The sequence below is a fragment of the Pseudomonas sp. FSL W5-0299 genome (genome assembly GCF_005930655.1).
Taxonomy (GTDB): domain Bacteria; phylum Pseudomonadota; class Gammaproteobacteria; order Pseudomonadales; family Pseudomonadaceae; genus Aquipseudomonas; species Aquipseudomonas mandelii.
The window spans coordinates 1-16332 of the sequence record NZ_RXHX01000023.1; the positions used below are offsets into that span (position 1 = coordinate 1).

Sequence of the window (16332 nt, forward strand, 5' to 3'; positions counted from 1 at the left end):
GGTCGGGGTAAGGGGATTCGAACTCCTGACATCCTGCTCCCAAAGCAGGCGCGCTACCGGACTGCGCTATACCCCGGTTTGAAATTGGCTCCGTGACCAGGACTCGAACCTGGGACCCAATGATTAACAGTCATTTGCTCTACCGACTGAGCTATCACGGAACTACATATTTCAATTACAACGTTTGACGCAATGTTGCACTCTCTTCGACCCGTTCGCATCGCTGCGTTCGTGTGTCTGAGGCGCGCTATTCTACAATCTTAAGCACCTCTGTCAACCCCTTAAATTGCATTCAAGTTAATGATTTGCAACTTATTTCAGATTTCTGCTTGGGGAGCAGAAACCCTTACGGGCGACTTACTGCGGGGCGCACTTTACAAGCCTTTTCCTTTCAGTTCAACAACCTGACGAAAAAAAGGCCTCGCAATGCGAGGCCTTGTTTATTTCACCGCCGTGACGGGTCAGGCAAATACGATCTCGTCGTTCTCCACCTTGCCGACAGCCGTGTCGCCAGGCATGAATCGACCGGACAGAATCAGCTGTGCCAGCGGGTTCTCGATCCAGCGCTGAATCGCTCGTTTGAGCGGTCGTGCGCCGTACACCGGGTCGTAACCCACCGCGATCAGCTTGTCCATGGCCTCTGGACTCAGCTCCAGTTTCAACTCGCGCTCAGTCAGGCGACTGCGCAGACGACCCAACTGGATCTCGGTAATGCCCGCGATCTGATCCCGCGCCAACGGCTCGAAGATCACCACTTCGTCGACCCGGTTGATGAACTCCGGCCGGAAGTGCGTGGAAATCGCATCCATCACCGCCGCGCGTTGCGCCTCCCGATCACCGACCAGTTCCTGGATCTGCACCGAGCCCAGGTTGGAGGTCATGACGATCACGGTGTTCTTGAAATCTACCGTGCGGCCATGGCTATCGGTCAAGCGGCCATCTTCCAGCACTTGCAGCAAGATGTTGAACACATCCGGGTGGGCCTTCTCGACCTCGTCCAGGAGGATCACCGAGTAAGGCTTGCGACGCACCGCCTCAGTCAGGTAACCGCCCTCTTCATAGCCCACGTAGCCCGGTGGCGCACCGATCAGCCGGGCCACGGAATGTTTCTCCATGAACTCGGACATGTCGATCCGCACCATCGCCTCTTCCGTATCAAAGAGGAACTCGGCCAGCGCCTTGCACAGCTCGGTTTTACCGACACCGGTCGGGCCGAGGAACATGAACGAACCGCTCGGACGATTCGGGTCGGACAACCCGGCCCGGGAACGCCGCACCGCGTTGGAAACGGCGATCACCGCTTCGTCCTGACCAATCACACGCTGGTGCAACAGGCTTTCCATCTTCATCAGCTTGTCGCGCTCGCCTTCGAGCATTTTCGACACCGGAATGCCGGTCCACTTCGAGACGACTTCAGCGATTTCTTCTTCAGTCACCTTGCTGCGAAGCAACTGGTTTTCGCTTTTGCCATGCTGGTCGACCATTTGCAGGCTGCGCTCCAGGTCCGGGATCACCCCGTATTGCAGCTCGGCCATGCGGTTCAGATCACCTTTACGGCGCGCGGCTTCCAGTTCCTGACGGGACTGTTCGATTTTCTGCTGGATCTGCGCAGAACCCTGTACTTCGGCTTTTTCCGAGTTCCAGATTTCTTCGAGGTCCGAATACTCACGTTCGAGTCGAACGATTTCTTCCTGCAACTTCTCCAGACGTTTCTTCGCCGCGTCGTCGCTTTCTTTCTTCAGCGCCTGGGATTCCACCTTCAGCTGAATCAGACGGCGCTCCAGACGGTCGAGGACCTCCGGCTTGGAGTCGATCTCCATGCGGATACGGCTGGCCGCTTCGTCGATCAGGTCGATGGCCTTGTCCGGCAATTGACGGTCGGTAATGTAGCGATGGCTGAGCTTGGCCGCGGCAATGATGGCACCGTCGGTGATCGCGACTTTGTGGTGAACCTCATAACGCTCTTTGAGGCCCCGCAGAATCGCGATGGTGTCCTCTTCGCTCGGCTCGTCCACCAGGACTTTCTGGAAGCGCCGTTCGAGTGCCGCATCCTTCTCTATATATTGGCGGTACTCGTTCAGCGTGGTCGCACCAACGCAATGCAATTCGCCGCGTGCCAATGCAGGCTTGAGCATGTTGCCCGCGTCCATCGAGCCTTCGCCCTTACCGGCGCCGACCATGGTGTGCAGTTCGTCGATGAACAGAATGATCTGCCCTTCCTGCTTCGACAGCTCGTTGAGCAGCGATTTCAGGCGTTCTTCGAACTCGCCGCGGTACTTGGCACCGGCAATCAGCGACCCCATGTCCAGGGACAGCAGGCGCTTGCCCTTCAGACCATCCGGCACTTCACCGTTGATGATGCGCTGGGCCAGGCCTTCGGCAATGGCGGTTTTACCCACGCCAGGCTCACCGATCAGCACCGGGTTGTTCTTGGTGCGACGTTGCAGGACCTGGATCGTCCGGCGAATTTCGTCGTCACGGCCGATCACCGGGTCGAGCTTGCCTTCTTCGGCACGCTTGGTCAGGTCGACGGTGTATTTATCCAGCGCCTGGCGCGACTCTTCGTGATTGGCGTCATTGACCGCTTCGCCACCACGCAGGTTAGTGATCGCGTTTTCGAGGGCTTTTTTGCTGACGCCCTGACCGAGCAACAATTTGCCGAGCTTGCTGTTCTCGTCCATCGCGGCGAGCAATACCAACTCACTGGAGATGAACTGATCGCCCTTCTGCTGGGCCAGGCGATCGGCCTGGTTAAGCAGGCGCGCCAAATCCTGCGACATGTTCACGTCGCCGGTCGGGTTCTGGATTTTCGGGAGCTGGTCGAGCTCTTTGGTCAGCTCTTTACGCAAGCTGTTGACGTCAAAACCGACCTGCATCAGCAGGGGCTTGATCGAACCACCCTGCTGTTCAAGCATGGCCTGCATCAAGTGCGCCGGCTCGATGCCGGGATGGTCAAGGCCGACGGCCAGCGATTGGGCGTCGGATAGAGCTAACTGCAATTTGCTGGTTAAACGATCTATGCGCATGGGTCACCTTCCTTTTGAGCAGGCCGGACCTATAAAACATCCTGAATGAAGAAACCTGCCAGATACCTCATTAGATGTGGTCGATTCTGGGAGATTCAAGCGTCTTGGAATTGATGTAGATCAGAGAAGTCTAGCGTTCGTACCCCAGATAGGGCACTACAGCCAGATAAGAGAGGCAAACCGACCCGTGCGTGGATTGCGGCGGTAAGAAAAGAAGCGAGGATCGGTCACGGTGCAGAAACCGCCACCATAAACAGCGGTGACACCGCGCACAGCAAGGCGCAAACGCGCCAGTTCGTAGATGTCGGCCATGAACTTGCCAGCGTTTTGGCTGGGCACAAAGGCTTTGGCCGCTTCGGGCAGTTGCTGGACGAAGGTCTCGCGCACTTCCGGGCCGACTTCAAAGGCTTGCGGGCCAATGGCCGGGCCCAGCCAGACCAGCACGTCTTCTGGAGGCACCGCCAGGCTGTCGAGCGTCGCTTCGAGCACACCTGCCGCCAATCCACGCCAACCGGCATGGGCCGCCGCGACGCGAGTACCGGCACGGTCACAAAATAGCGCTGGCAGGCAATCGGCGGTCATTGCCGCGCAGGCAATGCCGGGGGTTGTCGTCCAACTGGCATCAGCGGTTGCCGTGATATTGGGGTCGGCATGGGCCACGGCAATGCCGTGAACCTGCTTTAACCAGGCCGGCTGAATAGAGAAATGATCGGTGAGGCGTCGGCGATTTTCGGCAACCGCTTCCGGGTTGTCGCCGACGTGATCGCCAAGGTTGAGGCTGTCGAACGGCGCCAGACTGACGCCGCCCGCACGGGTGGTAACGCAGGCTTTCACCCCGGCAGGCGCAGGCCAGTCGGGAATCAGCCAGTCACTCATCCGATGAACGCCTCGCGGTCTTGCTTGAGCAGCGTGAGCAACCAGACGAAATCATCCGGCAATGGCGATTCCCAGCTCATGCGTTTACCGGTGGTCGGGTGATCCAGCTCCAGGAACCGCGCATGCAGTGCCTGACGCGGGAACGCCTTCAACGATTCGACCATGGTCACACTGGCGGCCGGTGGAATGCGGAAGCGACCGCCGTAGGCAGGATCTCCGACCAACGGGTAGTTGATGTGGGCCATGTGCACGCGAATCTGGTGTGTACGACCGGTTTCCAGCTTCACCCGCACGTGCGTGTGAGAGCGGAAACGCTCAAGTACGCGGTAATGGCTGACGGCTTGCTTGCCCCCTTCCATCACGGCCATGCGCTGGCGTTGCTGGCCGTGACGACCGATCGGCGCATTGATCTTGCCGCCGGCCGTCACCACACCGATCACGATGCATTCGTAGATCCGGCTTACGCTACGGCTCTGCAATTGCGTGACAAGCTGTGTCTGCGCCTGAATGGTCTTGGCCACCACCATCAGACCGGTGGTGTCCTTGTCCAGGCGATGCACGATACCGGCGCGGGGCACATTGATAATGTCCGGCACGTGGTGCAGCAAGGCGTTGAGCAAGGTGCCATCCGCGTGACCGGCGGCAGGATGCACCACCAGGCCCGCAGGTTTGTTGATCACCAGGATGTCATCGTCTTCATAGACGATGTCCAGCTCGATGTCTTGAGCGATCCATTCGCCCTGAGCTTCCTGCTCGGCAGTCAGTTCAAGAATGGCGCCACCATGAACGATGTCTCGCGGGCGGATAACCGCCCCATCCACAGTCAGGCGGCCGTCTTTGATCCAGGCGGAAAGGCGCGAGCGCGAGTGCTCAGCGAATAATTGTGCGGCGACTTGATCGAGGCGTTGGCCGCCCAATTCGGACGGCACCTCTGCGCGAAGTTCAATTTTATCGGACATGCTCAGACTAGGCGTCGGCACAGCCTTTGGTTTCGGCTGCGCGCTTGTGGTTAAATACGGCGTCTTTTGCCCCGAGGCTATTCAACGGGGCGCTCATCATAACAGGACGGCCCCGCCCAAGACAGCGGCCGTCATAGGGACGCAAGCCGCCATGCAAGTGAAACACCTGCTGCTGATCGCCATCCTCGCATTGACCGCTGCTTGCTCATCGAAGGAAGTCGTAGACGAAAACCTTAGCGAAGTCGAGCTGTACCAGCAGGCTCAGACCGACCTGGACAACAATAGCTACACTGCCGCCACAGCCAAGCTGAAGGCACTGGAGTCGCGTTATCCGTTCGGGCGCTACGCCGATCAGGCTCAACTCGAGCTGATCTACGCCAACTACAAGAACGCCGAGCCTGAGGCTGCGAAGTCTGCTGCCGAGCGTTTCATTCGTTTGCACCCACAGCATCCGAACGTGGATTACGCGTATTACCTCAAGGGCCTGACCTCCTTCGACCAGGACGTCGGCCTGTTGTCGCGCTTCCTGCCGCTGGACATGACCAAGCGTGACCCGGGTGCGGCCCGCGACTCGTACAACGAGTTCGCCCAGCTGACCAGCCGTTTCCCGAACAGCCGCTACTCGCCGGACGCCAAGCAGCGCATGATCTACCTGCGCAACCTGCTGGCGGCCTACGAGATTCACGTTGCCGACTACTACCTGACCCGTCAGGCCTATGTCGCCGCTGCAAACCGTGGCCGTTACGTAGTGGAAAACTTCCAGGAAACCCCTTCGGTCGGTGACGGCCTGGCGGTGATGACTGAAGCCTACCAACGTCTGCACCTGGACGACCTGGCAGCCACCAGCCTTGAAACCCTGAAGCTCAACTACCCGAACCACCCAAGCCTGGTAGACGGTCAGTTCAAGCCTTCGGTCGACGAAGCCGACAACCGTTCGTGGCTGAGCAAGGCCACCTTGGGCCTGATCGAATCCCGTCCTCCTCTGCCGCCGGGCGAAACCCGCGCCAACCAGGACGTGCAGAAGCAGTTCCAGGATGCCAAGGACGCGATTCCGAACGATCTGAAGCCTAAAGATGCAGATGGCGACGTGATCGAAGAAGAGGAACACGAGTCCGAAGCCAACAGCGAAGACCGCTCGTGGTTCAGCTACATGACCTTCGGCGTGTTCGACTGACACATCGGGTTATGCAAAAAGGGAGACTCTTGAGTCTCCCTTTTTTATTGCGCTGTGCGCAGGTCAGGTCCTTGGCTAAACTGCCTGCTCATTAGCCAATAAAGCAGCTCACCATGCTTCGTTTACTGTTCTGGATCGCCCTGATTGCCGCTGCGGTATGGTTCTGGCGCAAGTTCAAGGCTTCGAATTCCACGCCCAGGTCCTCCGCCGAGCTGGATGCCGCACCGATGGTCCGCTGCGCGCATTGCGGCGTACACCTGCCCCGCGATCGCGCGCTGAGCCTTCAACAACAGTGGTATTGCAGCCAGGCTCACCTAGAGCAAGGCCCGGGCCCAAGTGGTCGCTGAGACGTCCACTCCCGGCGGCAAACAGGCACAGCGACTGCTGCGTCTTTACCATCTCTACCGTTTAAGCGTCGGCATCACCCTCGTACTGTTGATTTCCAGCAACATGGACAACCAGCTGCTGGCCTTCGCCCAGGATGACCTGCTGCGCAGTGGCAGTTGGTTGTACCTGGTGCTGAACATCCTGCTGGTGGTCTTTTGGCAGAACACCCGACGGCCGGCACAGCTTTTCAGCCTTGCATTGGTCGATGTCCTGCTGCTGTGCGGCCTGTTCTATGCCGCGGGCGGTGTGGCCAGCGCCATCGGCAACCTGCTCATTGTCTCGGTGGCCATCAGCAACACCCTGTTGCGCGGACGTATCGGCTTGTTGATCGCGGCGGTCGCCGCCCTTGGCATCGTCGGCCTTGGCTTCCTCCTGAGTTTCAGTCACCCGATCAGTCCCGGCGAGTACCTGCAAGTCGGCACTCTCGGCGCGCTGTGTTTTGCCGCGGCGTTGCTCGTGCAAGGTCTGATCAGGCGACTGGAAGTCAGCGAAAACCTCGCCGAACAGCGAGCCAGTGAAGTGCTTGGCCTGGAAGCGCTCAATGCGCTGATCCTGCACCGCATGCGCACGGGCATTCTGGTGCTGGACGACCAGCGGCGGGTGCGACTGGCCAATCAAAGCGCCTTGACCTTACTGGGGCAGAACGACCTCGATGGTCAGCTGATCGACGACTATTCGCCGGCCTTGGTCGAACGCCTTCAGCTGTGGTTCAACAATCCATCGCTGCGACCGCAAAGCCTGAAAATCGCCAGCAGTGGCATAGAACTGCAACCCAGCTTCATTGCGTTGGACCAAAGCCCGAACCACCACACCCTGGTATTTCTGGAGGACCTTGCCCAGATCGCTCAACAAGCGCAGCAACTGAAGCTCGCCGCACTCGGGCGCCTGACGGCGGGTATCGCCCATGAAATCCGCAATCCACTGGGCGCCGTTAGTCATGCCGCGCAGCTATTGCAGGAATCCGAGGAACTGAACGGCGCGGATCGGCGTCTGACGCAGATTATTCAAGACCACTCTCAGCGAATGAATCGGGTTATCGAAAACGTCCTGCAACTGTCCCGCCGCCAGCAAACCGTACCGCAACGGCTCGATCTGAAGCCGTGGCTGGAGCATTTCGTCGCCGAAACCCGTGAAGGCGCGACCGATCGCCAGTTGATTCACCTGCACATCGGCCCGGGCGACTTCAAAACCCTGATGGACCCTAATCAGCTGACTCAGATTCTCGACAATCTGTTGCGCAATGCCTGGCGCCATAGCGCCCTGAATCACGACCTGGCGCAGGCCTGGCTCGAGTTGTTTGTCGAGCCCGACAGCCAGTTGCCGACGCTCGAAGTCCGGGACAACGGCCCCGGCGTGGCGCCGGACCAACAAACGCATTTGTTCGAACCGTTCTTCACCACCAGTAGCCAGGGCACAGGCCTGGGGCTTTATCTGTCCCGTGAGCTGTGCGAAAGCAACCAGGCCCGCCTAGACTTCAAACCACGCCAAGGCGGCGGCTGCTTTCGCATCACTTTTGCTCACGGACGGAAACAAAGTTGAACATGAGCCCACGGCCAAAAGTCCTGATCGTCGACGACGAACCGGATATCCGCGAACTACTGGAAATCACCCTGGGACGGATGAAACTCGATACCTACAGTGCCCGCAACCTTGGCGAAGCCCAAGCCTTGTTGATGCGCGAGACATTCGACCTGTGCCTGACCGACATGCGCCTGCCCGACGGCACCGGCCTTGAGTTGGTGCAGTACATCCAGCAGCGTTACCCACACGTGCCGGTGGCGATGATCACCGCTTACGGCAGCCTCGAAACAGCAATCAACGCCCTCAAGGCAGGGGCTTTCGACTTCCTGACCAAGCCGGTTGACCTGACGCGCCTGCGCGAACTGGTCACCAGCGCCCTGCGCTTGCCGGCACCGGGTGGCGCCAGTACCGCCATCGATCGCCGGTTGCTGGGCGATTCACTGCCCATGCGCAACCTGCGCAAACAAATCGACAAACTCGCACGCAGTCAGGCCCCGGTGTACATCAGCGGCGAATCCGGCAGTGGCAAGGAATTGGTCGCCCGACTGATCCACGAGCAGGGCCCGCGGGCTAATCAACCGTTCGTCCCGGTCAATTGCGGGGCAATTCCGTCAGAGTTGATGGAGAGTGAATTCTTCGGCCATCGCAAAGGCAGTTTCAGCGGCGCCATCGAAGACAAACCAGGGCTGTTCCAGGCCGCCCACGGCGGCACACTGTTTCTCGACGAAGTGGCCGATCTGCCCTTGGCGATGCAGGTCAAACTGCTCCGAGCCATTCAGGAGAAAGCCATTCGCAGTGTCGGCGGTCAGCAAGAAATGGTGGTTGATGTCCGCATCCTTTGTGCCACCCACAAAGACCTCGATGCCGAAGTCACCGCCGAACGCTTTCGCCAGGATTTGTACTACCGGTTGAACGTGATCGAACTGCGCGTTCCCCCTTTGCGCGAGCGCCGCGACGACATCGAACCGCTGGCCAGCCATGTGCTCAAGCGCCTGGCGGCCGGCAGCGGTCAACCCGCCGCAAAACTCCATCCACTCGCCCTGGATGCGCTGAAAAGTTACCGTTTTCCGGGCAACGTACGGGAGCTGGAGAACGTGCTGGAGCGGGCTTACACCCTGTGCGAGAACAAACAGATTGAAGCCAGCGACCTGCGACTGGCCGAAGGTAACTGCACGGCAGAGAGCGGCGTGCCGGACCTGACGCAAATCGATAACCTGGAAGATTATCTGGAAAACGTCGAACGCAAACTCATCCTCCAGGCACTGGAGGAAACCCGCTGGAACCGCACGGCGGCGGCTCAGCGGTTGAATCTTTCATTCAGATCGATGCGATATCGGCTCAAGAAATTGGGTCTGGATTGAGGGCTCCTTCGCGGGCAAGCCTCGCTCCTACAGGGGGTGTGTCGTTCACAAGTGTATTGAACGACTCAAACCTGTAGGAGCGAGGCTTGCCCGCGAAAGCGATCTGGCAGGCAATAAAGAATCTTGCTGTCAGATCCGCCCGGTCGGCGCATACGGCGCAGGATCAATAATCGGCGCCCTGCCCAACATCACATCCGCAAACAACTGACACGACGCCGGCGCCAGCACCAGCCCGTTACGGTAATGCCCGCAGTTGAGCCAAAGTCCATCGAACCCCGGCACTCGGCCAATGTAGGGAATGCCTTCCGGCGAACCCGGGCGCAATCCGGCCCAATGCCCCACCACTTCGGCCTCTGCCAGCGCAGGAATCAACTCTACCGCTGATGCCTTCAGACTCTCCAGCGCCGAGTCGGTCGGCGTCTTGTCGTAGCCTTCATGCTCCAGCGTACTGCCTATCAGAATGTGTCCGTCGCGCCGGGGAATCGCATAACGCCCCTTGGCCAGCACCATGCTCGGCAGGAAGTCCGCCGCGCACTTGTAAAGAATCATCTGCCCTTTGACCGGCTCGACCGGCAACTCAAGGTCCAGACTCTTGAGCAAGTCACCACTCCAGGCGCCAGCCGTCAGGACCACCTGATCACCGTGGACGGGGCCCACCGAAGTCTGCACGCCGACAACCCTGTCGCCTTCGCGAATAAACCCGCTGACTTCGCACTGCTCACGAATCGTCACGTTCGGCAGCGCCAACAATGCAGCCTTCAGGGACTTTACCAGCCGTGGATTACGCACGTTGGCCACATCAGCCATATAGATCGCCCGGGAAAACCCGGGGCCCAGCACTGGTACGGCATCGTGTGCCGCCGAGATATCCACAGCCCGCAACGGACGGTTTTCCCGCTCGGCCCAGGCCAACGCCTCGGCCTCGTCATCCAGATCCAGCCAGTACAGGCCGGTGGTATGCACTTCGGGATCAACCCCGGTTGCGGCGAACAGTCGCTCACCGAGCTGCGGATAAAAATCCTGGGACCAATGCGCCAACGCGGTGACTGCCGGACTGTAGCGCCATGGATAGAGCGGGGAAACAATCCCGCCACCGGCCCATGACGATTCCTGCCCCACGCTCGAACGATCCAGCAACACAACACTTTGCACTTCGGATGCGAGATTGAACGCCGTCAGCAGCCCAATCACGCCGCCGCCGACAATCACCACTTGCTGTTGCCTGCTCATGTTCTGATCCAACCGGTAAATAGACAGAGGGCGCAAAAAAGTCGCCCGAAAAAGGAACTCAGCGACCCCAGCAATCTTTGGTCGCCAACCCGGACGTCGCATTGACCATGCTTCTGACGCCGGTGTTGGTGAGGGTGAAATCCCCGCACTTGTCAGTCGCCATTGCAGCGCCGGTCTTGCGCGTTGCCGTCAGCAAAAAGGTTTGATCGGTCAGGGTCGGGGTGATGGTGTAAAAATCGTTGCCGGCGCTCAGTCCGGTGGCAGCGGTATAGACATTGTTCTTCGAGTAGAACCGCTCAAGGATCTGTGCCTGCTCGGAGAGCAGCCCGGCCACTTCGGTGCGGCGGCCCTTTTTCACGTACTCGGTGAGGCTCGGAGCACCAATGGTGATGACGATCCCGATGATCGCAATCACGATCATGATTTCGATCAGGGTGAAACCTCGGTTGGATCTACGCATTCCTTCACTCTCACTTACTGTATTTGTCGCCACATGATGCGACGGCTGCCGCCGCCGGATTTTTCCACCAGGGTGCTGATGCCGCCACTGGAATCGTTCACGACCTTGCGGGTCGCGCCGTTGACGATGGCGTTCAGGGTCGGGATGCCACCGGTAAAAATCACTCCGCTGGACACCGTGTCCGTGCTGTCGACCGTCCCGTCGTTATTAGTGTCGAGCACCGCATAATTGAGCATCTTACCGCTGAACGCATCCAGTTCGACCAGTTTGCCGGTACCAAAGCTGGCACACGGGTCAGTGGTGTCCACACTCGCCGTGGTAAAGACGATCCGTCCCAGCACCAGGCTGGCCTGATTGATCACCCGCTCCCCCGTCAACACGCTGTTGTACACCAGCGGCAAGTACCAGCCCTTCTCCCCCGGATAGGTCACGTCGTTTTGGCTGGTGGTGATGAACTGTCCGGTGCTGCCCGAGAACACACCGGTCACCGCTTGTGCCTGCAAACTGGACACGGTGATCTGACCCGCGCCGCCCTCCGCATCCCACACGGCGTAGAACGCCTGCAAATCCTTGTTGGTCTTGTCGGCAGTCTCGTTGAATTTGCCGGTGCCGAAAAACACTTCCTTGCCGCCCAATGAATTGTCCGCCAGTAACGGCTGCACAGTAATGGGCTGAGTGGCACCGCCCGCCGTGGTAAACAGCGGCTTGCCGGAGAATGCCACGCCCCAGGAGTCGGGGGCGGTAGCGCTCAAATCGAACTTCCATAACCGCCCTTTCAGGTCGCCACCATAGGCGGCCTGCACCACATTCTGCGAGTTGACCCTGAGCTTCACCGACGACAGGCCATTGTTGGTGTCGGCGCTGTCGACCACGATTTTCTTGATCAACGAGCCGTCACGAACGTCCACCACGTACAACGCCGCCACTCCGGAGTTACTGCCATAACCGTTTGAAATGAACGCGGCCCAGCGACCGTCGGCCAAGCGTGCCACTTCCGGCCGTGCATAGGCATAACCCAGATCATTGAAAGCGTTCGCAGTATTGGCCGTGGCCGGCGCACTGATTTCCCACAGCGCCTTGAACACGTTGCCCGCTGACGCATCGAACAGCTGCAACGCATAAAAAGTCCTGCCGCCAGCCCCGGTTCCGCCAATGGCCAGGGTTTTCCAGACGCTGCTGAACTGGGCATCGAACACCCCGACCTGACCGTCGACCAGAAACTTGTGGCTCACACCGTTGATGTAGGTCGGGTCGGCGATGTAGCGCAGTGATGGCAACACGCTGGACGGCATGTAGGCATAACGCCGGGTGCCATTGGCCGAGTTGATGACATTCACAAACCCGTCGTTGGCATTCACCACCAGGCTGGGACTCATGGTGGAGGCTTTGGTGGTCAGGTAGGTGCTGTAAGTGGTGTCCCCCACCAGATCAGAGGCGGTCTTGTCCGTGGGTGACGCCAGTACGAGGGGTGAATTGATGATGTCGCCGAGCAGCACGCTACGCACCTTGAGCCCGGTTTTGTTGGTGCCCTTGCTCCACTCCACCAGATCGCTGCCGGTAATGCCGGTGGGCAGGCTTTGGCTGAGGGAGGTCTGTTGTGCCGGGGAAAAACTGGCATACGCCAAGGTGACTGCGGCGTTGGTCAGGGTGTTCCAGGACTGGTAAGTCGGCGCTGTGGCACCTGGGACGATCGTGGTGTCGGTGGTCCAGAGTGTCGCAGAGGTATTCACGATACCCGCCGAGGTGAAGCCAAAGGACTTGATCGTGCCGCGCCAGTCCTTGGGGTCATAAATGGTCTGAAAGTAACTCGAATTGCTGGCCAGGGTGGTGCCGCTGGTGACGCCGCTGCCACCGGAACCGGCCTTGGAGGTGATGTCGCTCAGCGCCGAGGACAGCGCACTGCTGAGTCCTGCGCTGTCGGTCGCCTGGTAGTACTTGCCCTGTCCGTAGTTGGCGGCATCCGACAGCATTTGGTTCGCGGCGGTGAAGCCCACGGTATAGGTGTTGATGTTCTGCTTGGGAAAATCCCCAGCGTTCCAGCTTTTGCCTGCCAGATCGGTTCCCGTGGAACGCATGTCGATGTCGAAGCCAAACTTGGCGATGTCGTCCAGATACAGCGTGTCGCCTTCTCCATCACCATTGAGGTTGTCGCCATCGTTATTCACGCCATCCCAGTTTGGAAGGCGAGCGCCCGCCAGTGGGTCGGTGCCGGGAAAAGTCCGGTCAAAGGTCGGCAAGCCATCGGTGATCACCACGCCATAGTTTTTCTGGCAGCGATACTGGATCGGGCTGCTGTAAGTCGCCGGTGTCGAGTTGTAGACCGGCGCCAGGCCTCGAAAATAACGGTTTATTTCATAGTAGGTTTCCGCCAGCGGTGTATTGGCCACGGCACTCAAGCCGTTGATGGCAGAGATCAGGTTGTTGTAGTTGGTATCCGCCTGGGATTGGGTGACGCTGCCGCTCACCGCAGAGAGATCGCTGATCGATCGGGCGATGAAGCCACCACCACCGGAGTTGCTGGTTGTAGGCGGATTGAACGTCGCAAGACCGATACGCAGCGAGCGATTGCTGGAGACCAGGCTTGTGGAGACATCCTGGGCCACGCTGATCCGGTATTCATTGGGGATCGCGCTGGTGCCCGTGGTGAAATCCTTGCTCGAACCGTTGGCCAACCCCAGCAGATAAGCCAGGTAGTCGGCGGTGTAGCGCGTATTTTCATTGCCCACCGGGTCCGGCAGCTTCAGGCAGATGGGTGTCAAACCGAGAAAGCCGCGATAAAAACCGTACCAGTTGCCGTTGGTCGAGCAACCGCCGCGATTGAGGCTCGACAGCAAAATATTGGTATCACTCATGTTCAGGTTCTGACCGCTTAAACAGGAGGTGTTGGAACTGCAAATCGCGATCTGCCCATAGTTGGCCGCCGGATTGAACCCCGACGCCCAAATGATATTGTTCATGCTCCCCGAGTCGTCGATCAGCAGCATGACGTTCGGAGGGACGGCTGCGCCGCTCAACAGCGGTGAATCCGACGGCGTGAAGGCATACGCCGGTGCGGACAGGTAAAGCCCCAGTACCACGCCGTAAAGCAGCTGCCACACGCCACGGCGCCCTTCAGTACTTCGCATAAATACTCTCCACGACGCTGCGCGAGTTGCCCGCGATGCCGACAGCGGTCACCCGGTAAAGCGTCGCCGAGGTGTTGCTCGGCACATTCACGGCGTTGACCGTAGTACCGATATTCTGCACCCCGTAAAAGCCCTTGCCCGAGGCGATCCAGGTCACGCCGGGGGTCGAACCGGGGCCGGCGGCAGTGACCGTCAACGCGTCCGACGGTGGCGCGCACTGGCTGCAGACCGGCAATGAATAGCTGTCCAGTTGCACCGCGCTTTCTCCCACGCGTAATGCAGCTTCGGCGCCCTGGAACGACTGGTTGCGCAAGCTCACGCTGCCGGCCATTTTTTCCTGCAGCGTGGCGTTCTGCATCGATGAAAGACCGATCAAGGTCAGCAACAGCAGAAACACCAGGCTGACCAGCAGCGCCATACCCCGCTGGGCATGAAACGTCATGGAGGCCTCCCTCATGGCAACCTGTTGCGCAAGGCGGCAACCACGGTGAAGGTTTGATTTTTAACCCGACTGTTCGGGTCGTAGAGAGTCATCGTCAGGCGCACACTGCGAATTCGCGCGGGGTCGGACGGGTTGGCGCTGTAGCTGGAAGCGGCTACATCGGTGGCCGAATTGGCGAGGCCGAAGAGCACGCTGAAGGCACTGACGTTATCGACCAGTACAAACTGGGCCGGCGTGCCGGGACCGGAGCCCATCATGATTTTGTTATTGCTGAAGCTGTAGATCAGCCGCCGTATGGGAAACGCCAACTGCCCCGATGTCAGAGCCGGTGGATTCGTATACGCCGTCGCCGTATTTCGACAGTCGGAAACCACTGTCCAGGCTGGCGCCCCGCCACCCGCTCCCACATCGGCGGCCACCAGGGTCAATTTCTGGTTGGCATTATCCCAGCTGATCGGCGTTATCTGACTGGCAGCGAAGCTCCCCCCTGTACTTGAATCGGTGATCGTCCCCAGGCAGCCAAACATGCCGACCATGCGGATTTCCTGAATCATCTTGCTGAGCACAAAACGCGCATCTTCCTGCATGGCGGCGGCGGCGTTCTGGCTGATGTAGGTGTTCTTGGCGGCGATGAAGATCTGCGCCACGCCCAGCACCACAATCAAACTCAACGCGAGGGCAATCAACAACTCGATCAGCCCGAAACCTCTGCTGGACCGCCTCATGGGGTTGCCACCGGGTCGACCGTGGCGCGACTGGTCAAGACAAAGCTGCGGCGCGAGTTGGCGATATTGGCGGCGCGCGAGTCATCCCAGGTGATGGTGATGGTGTACACGCGCTGATTCAGCGTAATGGTGCCAGTGGCCGTCGCACCGCCGAAATTGACGATATTGGTGGTGAAGTCGTAGAGGTCCTGATCGCGGGCGACGTTCAGGTTGCCCGACGTCGGAGGCGTCACAGTGTAGTCGGCGCCGGAATTGGCGCGGATACGGTCCATCATGTCGTAGGCGATAAAACTCGCCTGGCTGGTCATCCGCGAGCTGTCGGTGTATTTCAGCGCATTGAGCTGAATCGCCGCCGCGCCCAGCAGCCCCACGGTCAGAATCACCAACGCGACCAGCACTTCGATCAGCGTCATGCCCTCCTGTGCATGTTTGCCCCGTTCCCTCATCCGCAACTTCCACCCAATAGAATTCGTCCGTTCAAACACACATTCAGCGTCCTGGTTTGCGCCCCCAATACATAGCTGATCACCACGGGTGTGGCTGGCGCTGACAAACCACCCAGATTGTTGAAATCGATGGCGGTCACTCCTGAGGGTAGCGTCAGACTCGCGCCGCTGCTCAGTGCTGGAACAACCCGCAATACATTGGCCGGGGTGTTCGTACTGTCATATACCGCCAAGTCACCGGTCCAGGCGCCACCAACAGCGATCGGACGAACCCGAATGGAGACGCCCCGGTCGATGGCCTCAAGTCGTGCGAAATTGAGTCCGCGTTGCAGGTCGCCGATTTCGGTGTCTGCCTTGGTGCCTTGCACCGACCGGGTGAACGCCGGTACGGCCAGGGTGATCAGGATCAAAAAGACCGCGAGCGAGACCAGCAGCTCGATCAGCGTGAAACCTTTTGTACGATGATCCATCGGTGCCCTCCGTTGCCGTCGGCTATACCTGCTTCTACACGCTAGAACATTCGACTGCCCGGCGTGCGGTTGATTTGCCATTACTCGCGCACGGAATGCGCGGGCCGCAGCACTCCACGGAGGGAGATGA

14 protein-coding genes and 2 tRNA genes are annotated in these 16332 nt (G+C 59.4%); 4 read left to right on the forward strand and 12 right to left on the reverse strand.

Annotation, left to right across the window (positions count from 1 at the left end):
* Nucleotides 1–2 precede the first annotated feature (2 nt).
* The 5 genes from FHL16_RS23065 to rluD all read right to left on the reverse strand — a co-directional run bounded on the left by FHL16_RS23065 (nt 3) and on the right by rluD (nt 4861).
* Nucleotides 3–76 (reverse strand) — tRNA-Pro (locus FHL16_RS23065).
* A gap of 9 nt (nt 77–85) precedes the next feature.
* Nucleotides 86–161 (reverse strand) — tRNA-Asn (locus FHL16_RS23070).
* 300 nt (nt 162–461) lie between these two features.
* Nucleotides 462–3026 (reverse strand): ATP-dependent chaperone ClpB, encoded by a 2565-nt coding sequence (gene clpB, locus FHL16_RS23075; protein ID WP_010467561.1) that lies wholly within the window; start codon nt 3024–3026, stop codon nt 462–464.
* A gap of 156 nt (nt 3027–3182) precedes the next feature.
* Entirely contained in the window at nt 3183–3902 is a 720-nt protein-coding gene (gene pgeF, locus FHL16_RS23080; RefSeq protein ID WP_077749385.1) for a peptidoglycan editing factor PgeF, read from the reverse strand.
* Nucleotides 3899–4861, reverse strand: coding sequence for a 23S rRNA pseudouridine(1911/1915/1917) synthase RluD (rluD, locus tag FHL16_RS23085; RefSeq protein WP_007942311.1), 963 nt, complete (start codon nt 4859–4861; stop codon nt 3899–3901). Before rluD ends, pgeF begins: the two co-directional genes overlap by 4 nt.
* Nucleotides 4862–5012: 151 nt before the next feature.
* On the opposite strand from rluD, the gene FHL16_RS23090 reads away from it, so the two are divergent.
* The 4 genes from FHL16_RS23090 (at nt 5013) to FHL16_RS23105 (ending at nt 9304) form a co-directional block, all read left to right on the forward strand.
* A complete protein-coding gene (locus tag FHL16_RS23090) occupies nt 5013–6035 on the forward strand; it encodes an outer membrane protein assembly factor BamD (protein ID WP_010467556.1) in 1023 nt (340 codons plus the stop codon).
* A 113-nt stretch (nt 6036–6148) separates the two neighbouring features.
* Nucleotides 6149–6382: a PP0621 family protein gene (locus FHL16_RS23095; RefSeq protein ID WP_077749386.1), complete on the forward strand. Its 234-nt coding sequence runs from the start codon at nt 6149–6151 to the stop codon at nt 6380–6382.
* Nucleotides 6372–7961, forward strand: coding sequence for a sensor histidine kinase (locus FHL16_RS23100; RefSeq protein WP_010467553.1), 1590 nt, complete (start codon nt 6372–6374; stop codon nt 7959–7961). Before FHL16_RS23095 ends, FHL16_RS23100 begins: the two co-directional genes overlap by 11 nt.
* A gap of 2 nt (nt 7962–7963) precedes the next feature.
* The gene (locus FHL16_RS23105; protein WP_077749387.1) at nt 7964–9304 is read left to right on the forward strand and encodes a sigma-54-dependent transcriptional regulator; all 1341 of its coding nucleotides are present in this window, start codon (nt 7964–7966) and stop codon (nt 9302–9304) included.
* A 129-nt stretch (nt 9305–9433) separates the two neighbouring features.
* Here the strand turns inward: FHL16_RS23105 and thiO are convergent, their stop codons facing one another.
* The 7 genes from thiO to FHL16_RS23140 are packed head-to-tail and all read right to left on the reverse strand — an operon-like array spanning nt 9434 to nt 16202.
* The gene (gene thiO / locus FHL16_RS23110; RefSeq protein WP_077749388.1) at nt 9434–10534 is read right to left on the reverse strand and encodes a glycine oxidase ThiO; all 1101 of its coding nucleotides are present in this window, start codon (nt 10532–10534) and stop codon (nt 9434–9436) included.
* A 58-nt stretch (nt 10535–10592) separates the two neighbouring features.
* Nucleotides 10593–10994, reverse strand: coding sequence for a type IV pilin protein (locus FHL16_RS23115; protein WP_077749389.1), 402 nt, complete (start codon nt 10992–10994; stop codon nt 10593–10595).
* Nucleotides 10995–11008: 14 nt separating this feature from the next.
* Nucleotides 11009–14119 (reverse strand): pilus assembly protein, encoded by a 3111-nt coding sequence (locus FHL16_RS23120; RefSeq protein WP_077749390.1) that lies wholly within the window; start codon nt 14117–14119, stop codon nt 11009–11011.
* Nucleotides 14106–14576, reverse strand: coding sequence for a pilus assembly PilX family protein (locus FHL16_RS23125; protein ID WP_042932549.1), 471 nt, complete (start codon nt 14574–14576; stop codon nt 14106–14108). The genes FHL16_RS23120 and FHL16_RS23125 overlap by 14 nt, the downstream gene beginning before the upstream one ends.
* On the reverse strand, nt 14573–15286 hold the full coding sequence (locus tag FHL16_RS23130; protein ID WP_077749391.1) for a PilW family protein: 714 nt from the start codon (nt 15284–15286) through the stop codon (nt 14573–14575). Before FHL16_RS23130 ends, FHL16_RS23125 begins: the two co-directional genes overlap by 4 nt.
* The gene (gene pilV, locus FHL16_RS23135) at nt 15283–15732 is read right to left on the reverse strand and encodes a type IV pilus modification protein PilV (protein ID WP_077749392.1); all 450 of its coding nucleotides are present in this window, start codon (nt 15730–15732) and stop codon (nt 15283–15285) included. The genes FHL16_RS23130 and pilV overlap by 4 nt, the downstream gene beginning before the upstream one ends.
* Nucleotides 15729–16202 (reverse strand): GspH/FimT family pseudopilin, encoded by a 474-nt coding sequence (locus FHL16_RS23140; protein WP_077749393.1) that lies wholly within the window; start codon nt 16200–16202, stop codon nt 15729–15731. The genes pilV and FHL16_RS23140 overlap by 4 nt, the downstream gene beginning before the upstream one ends.
* Between the last annotated feature and the right edge of the window lie 130 nt (nt 16203–16332).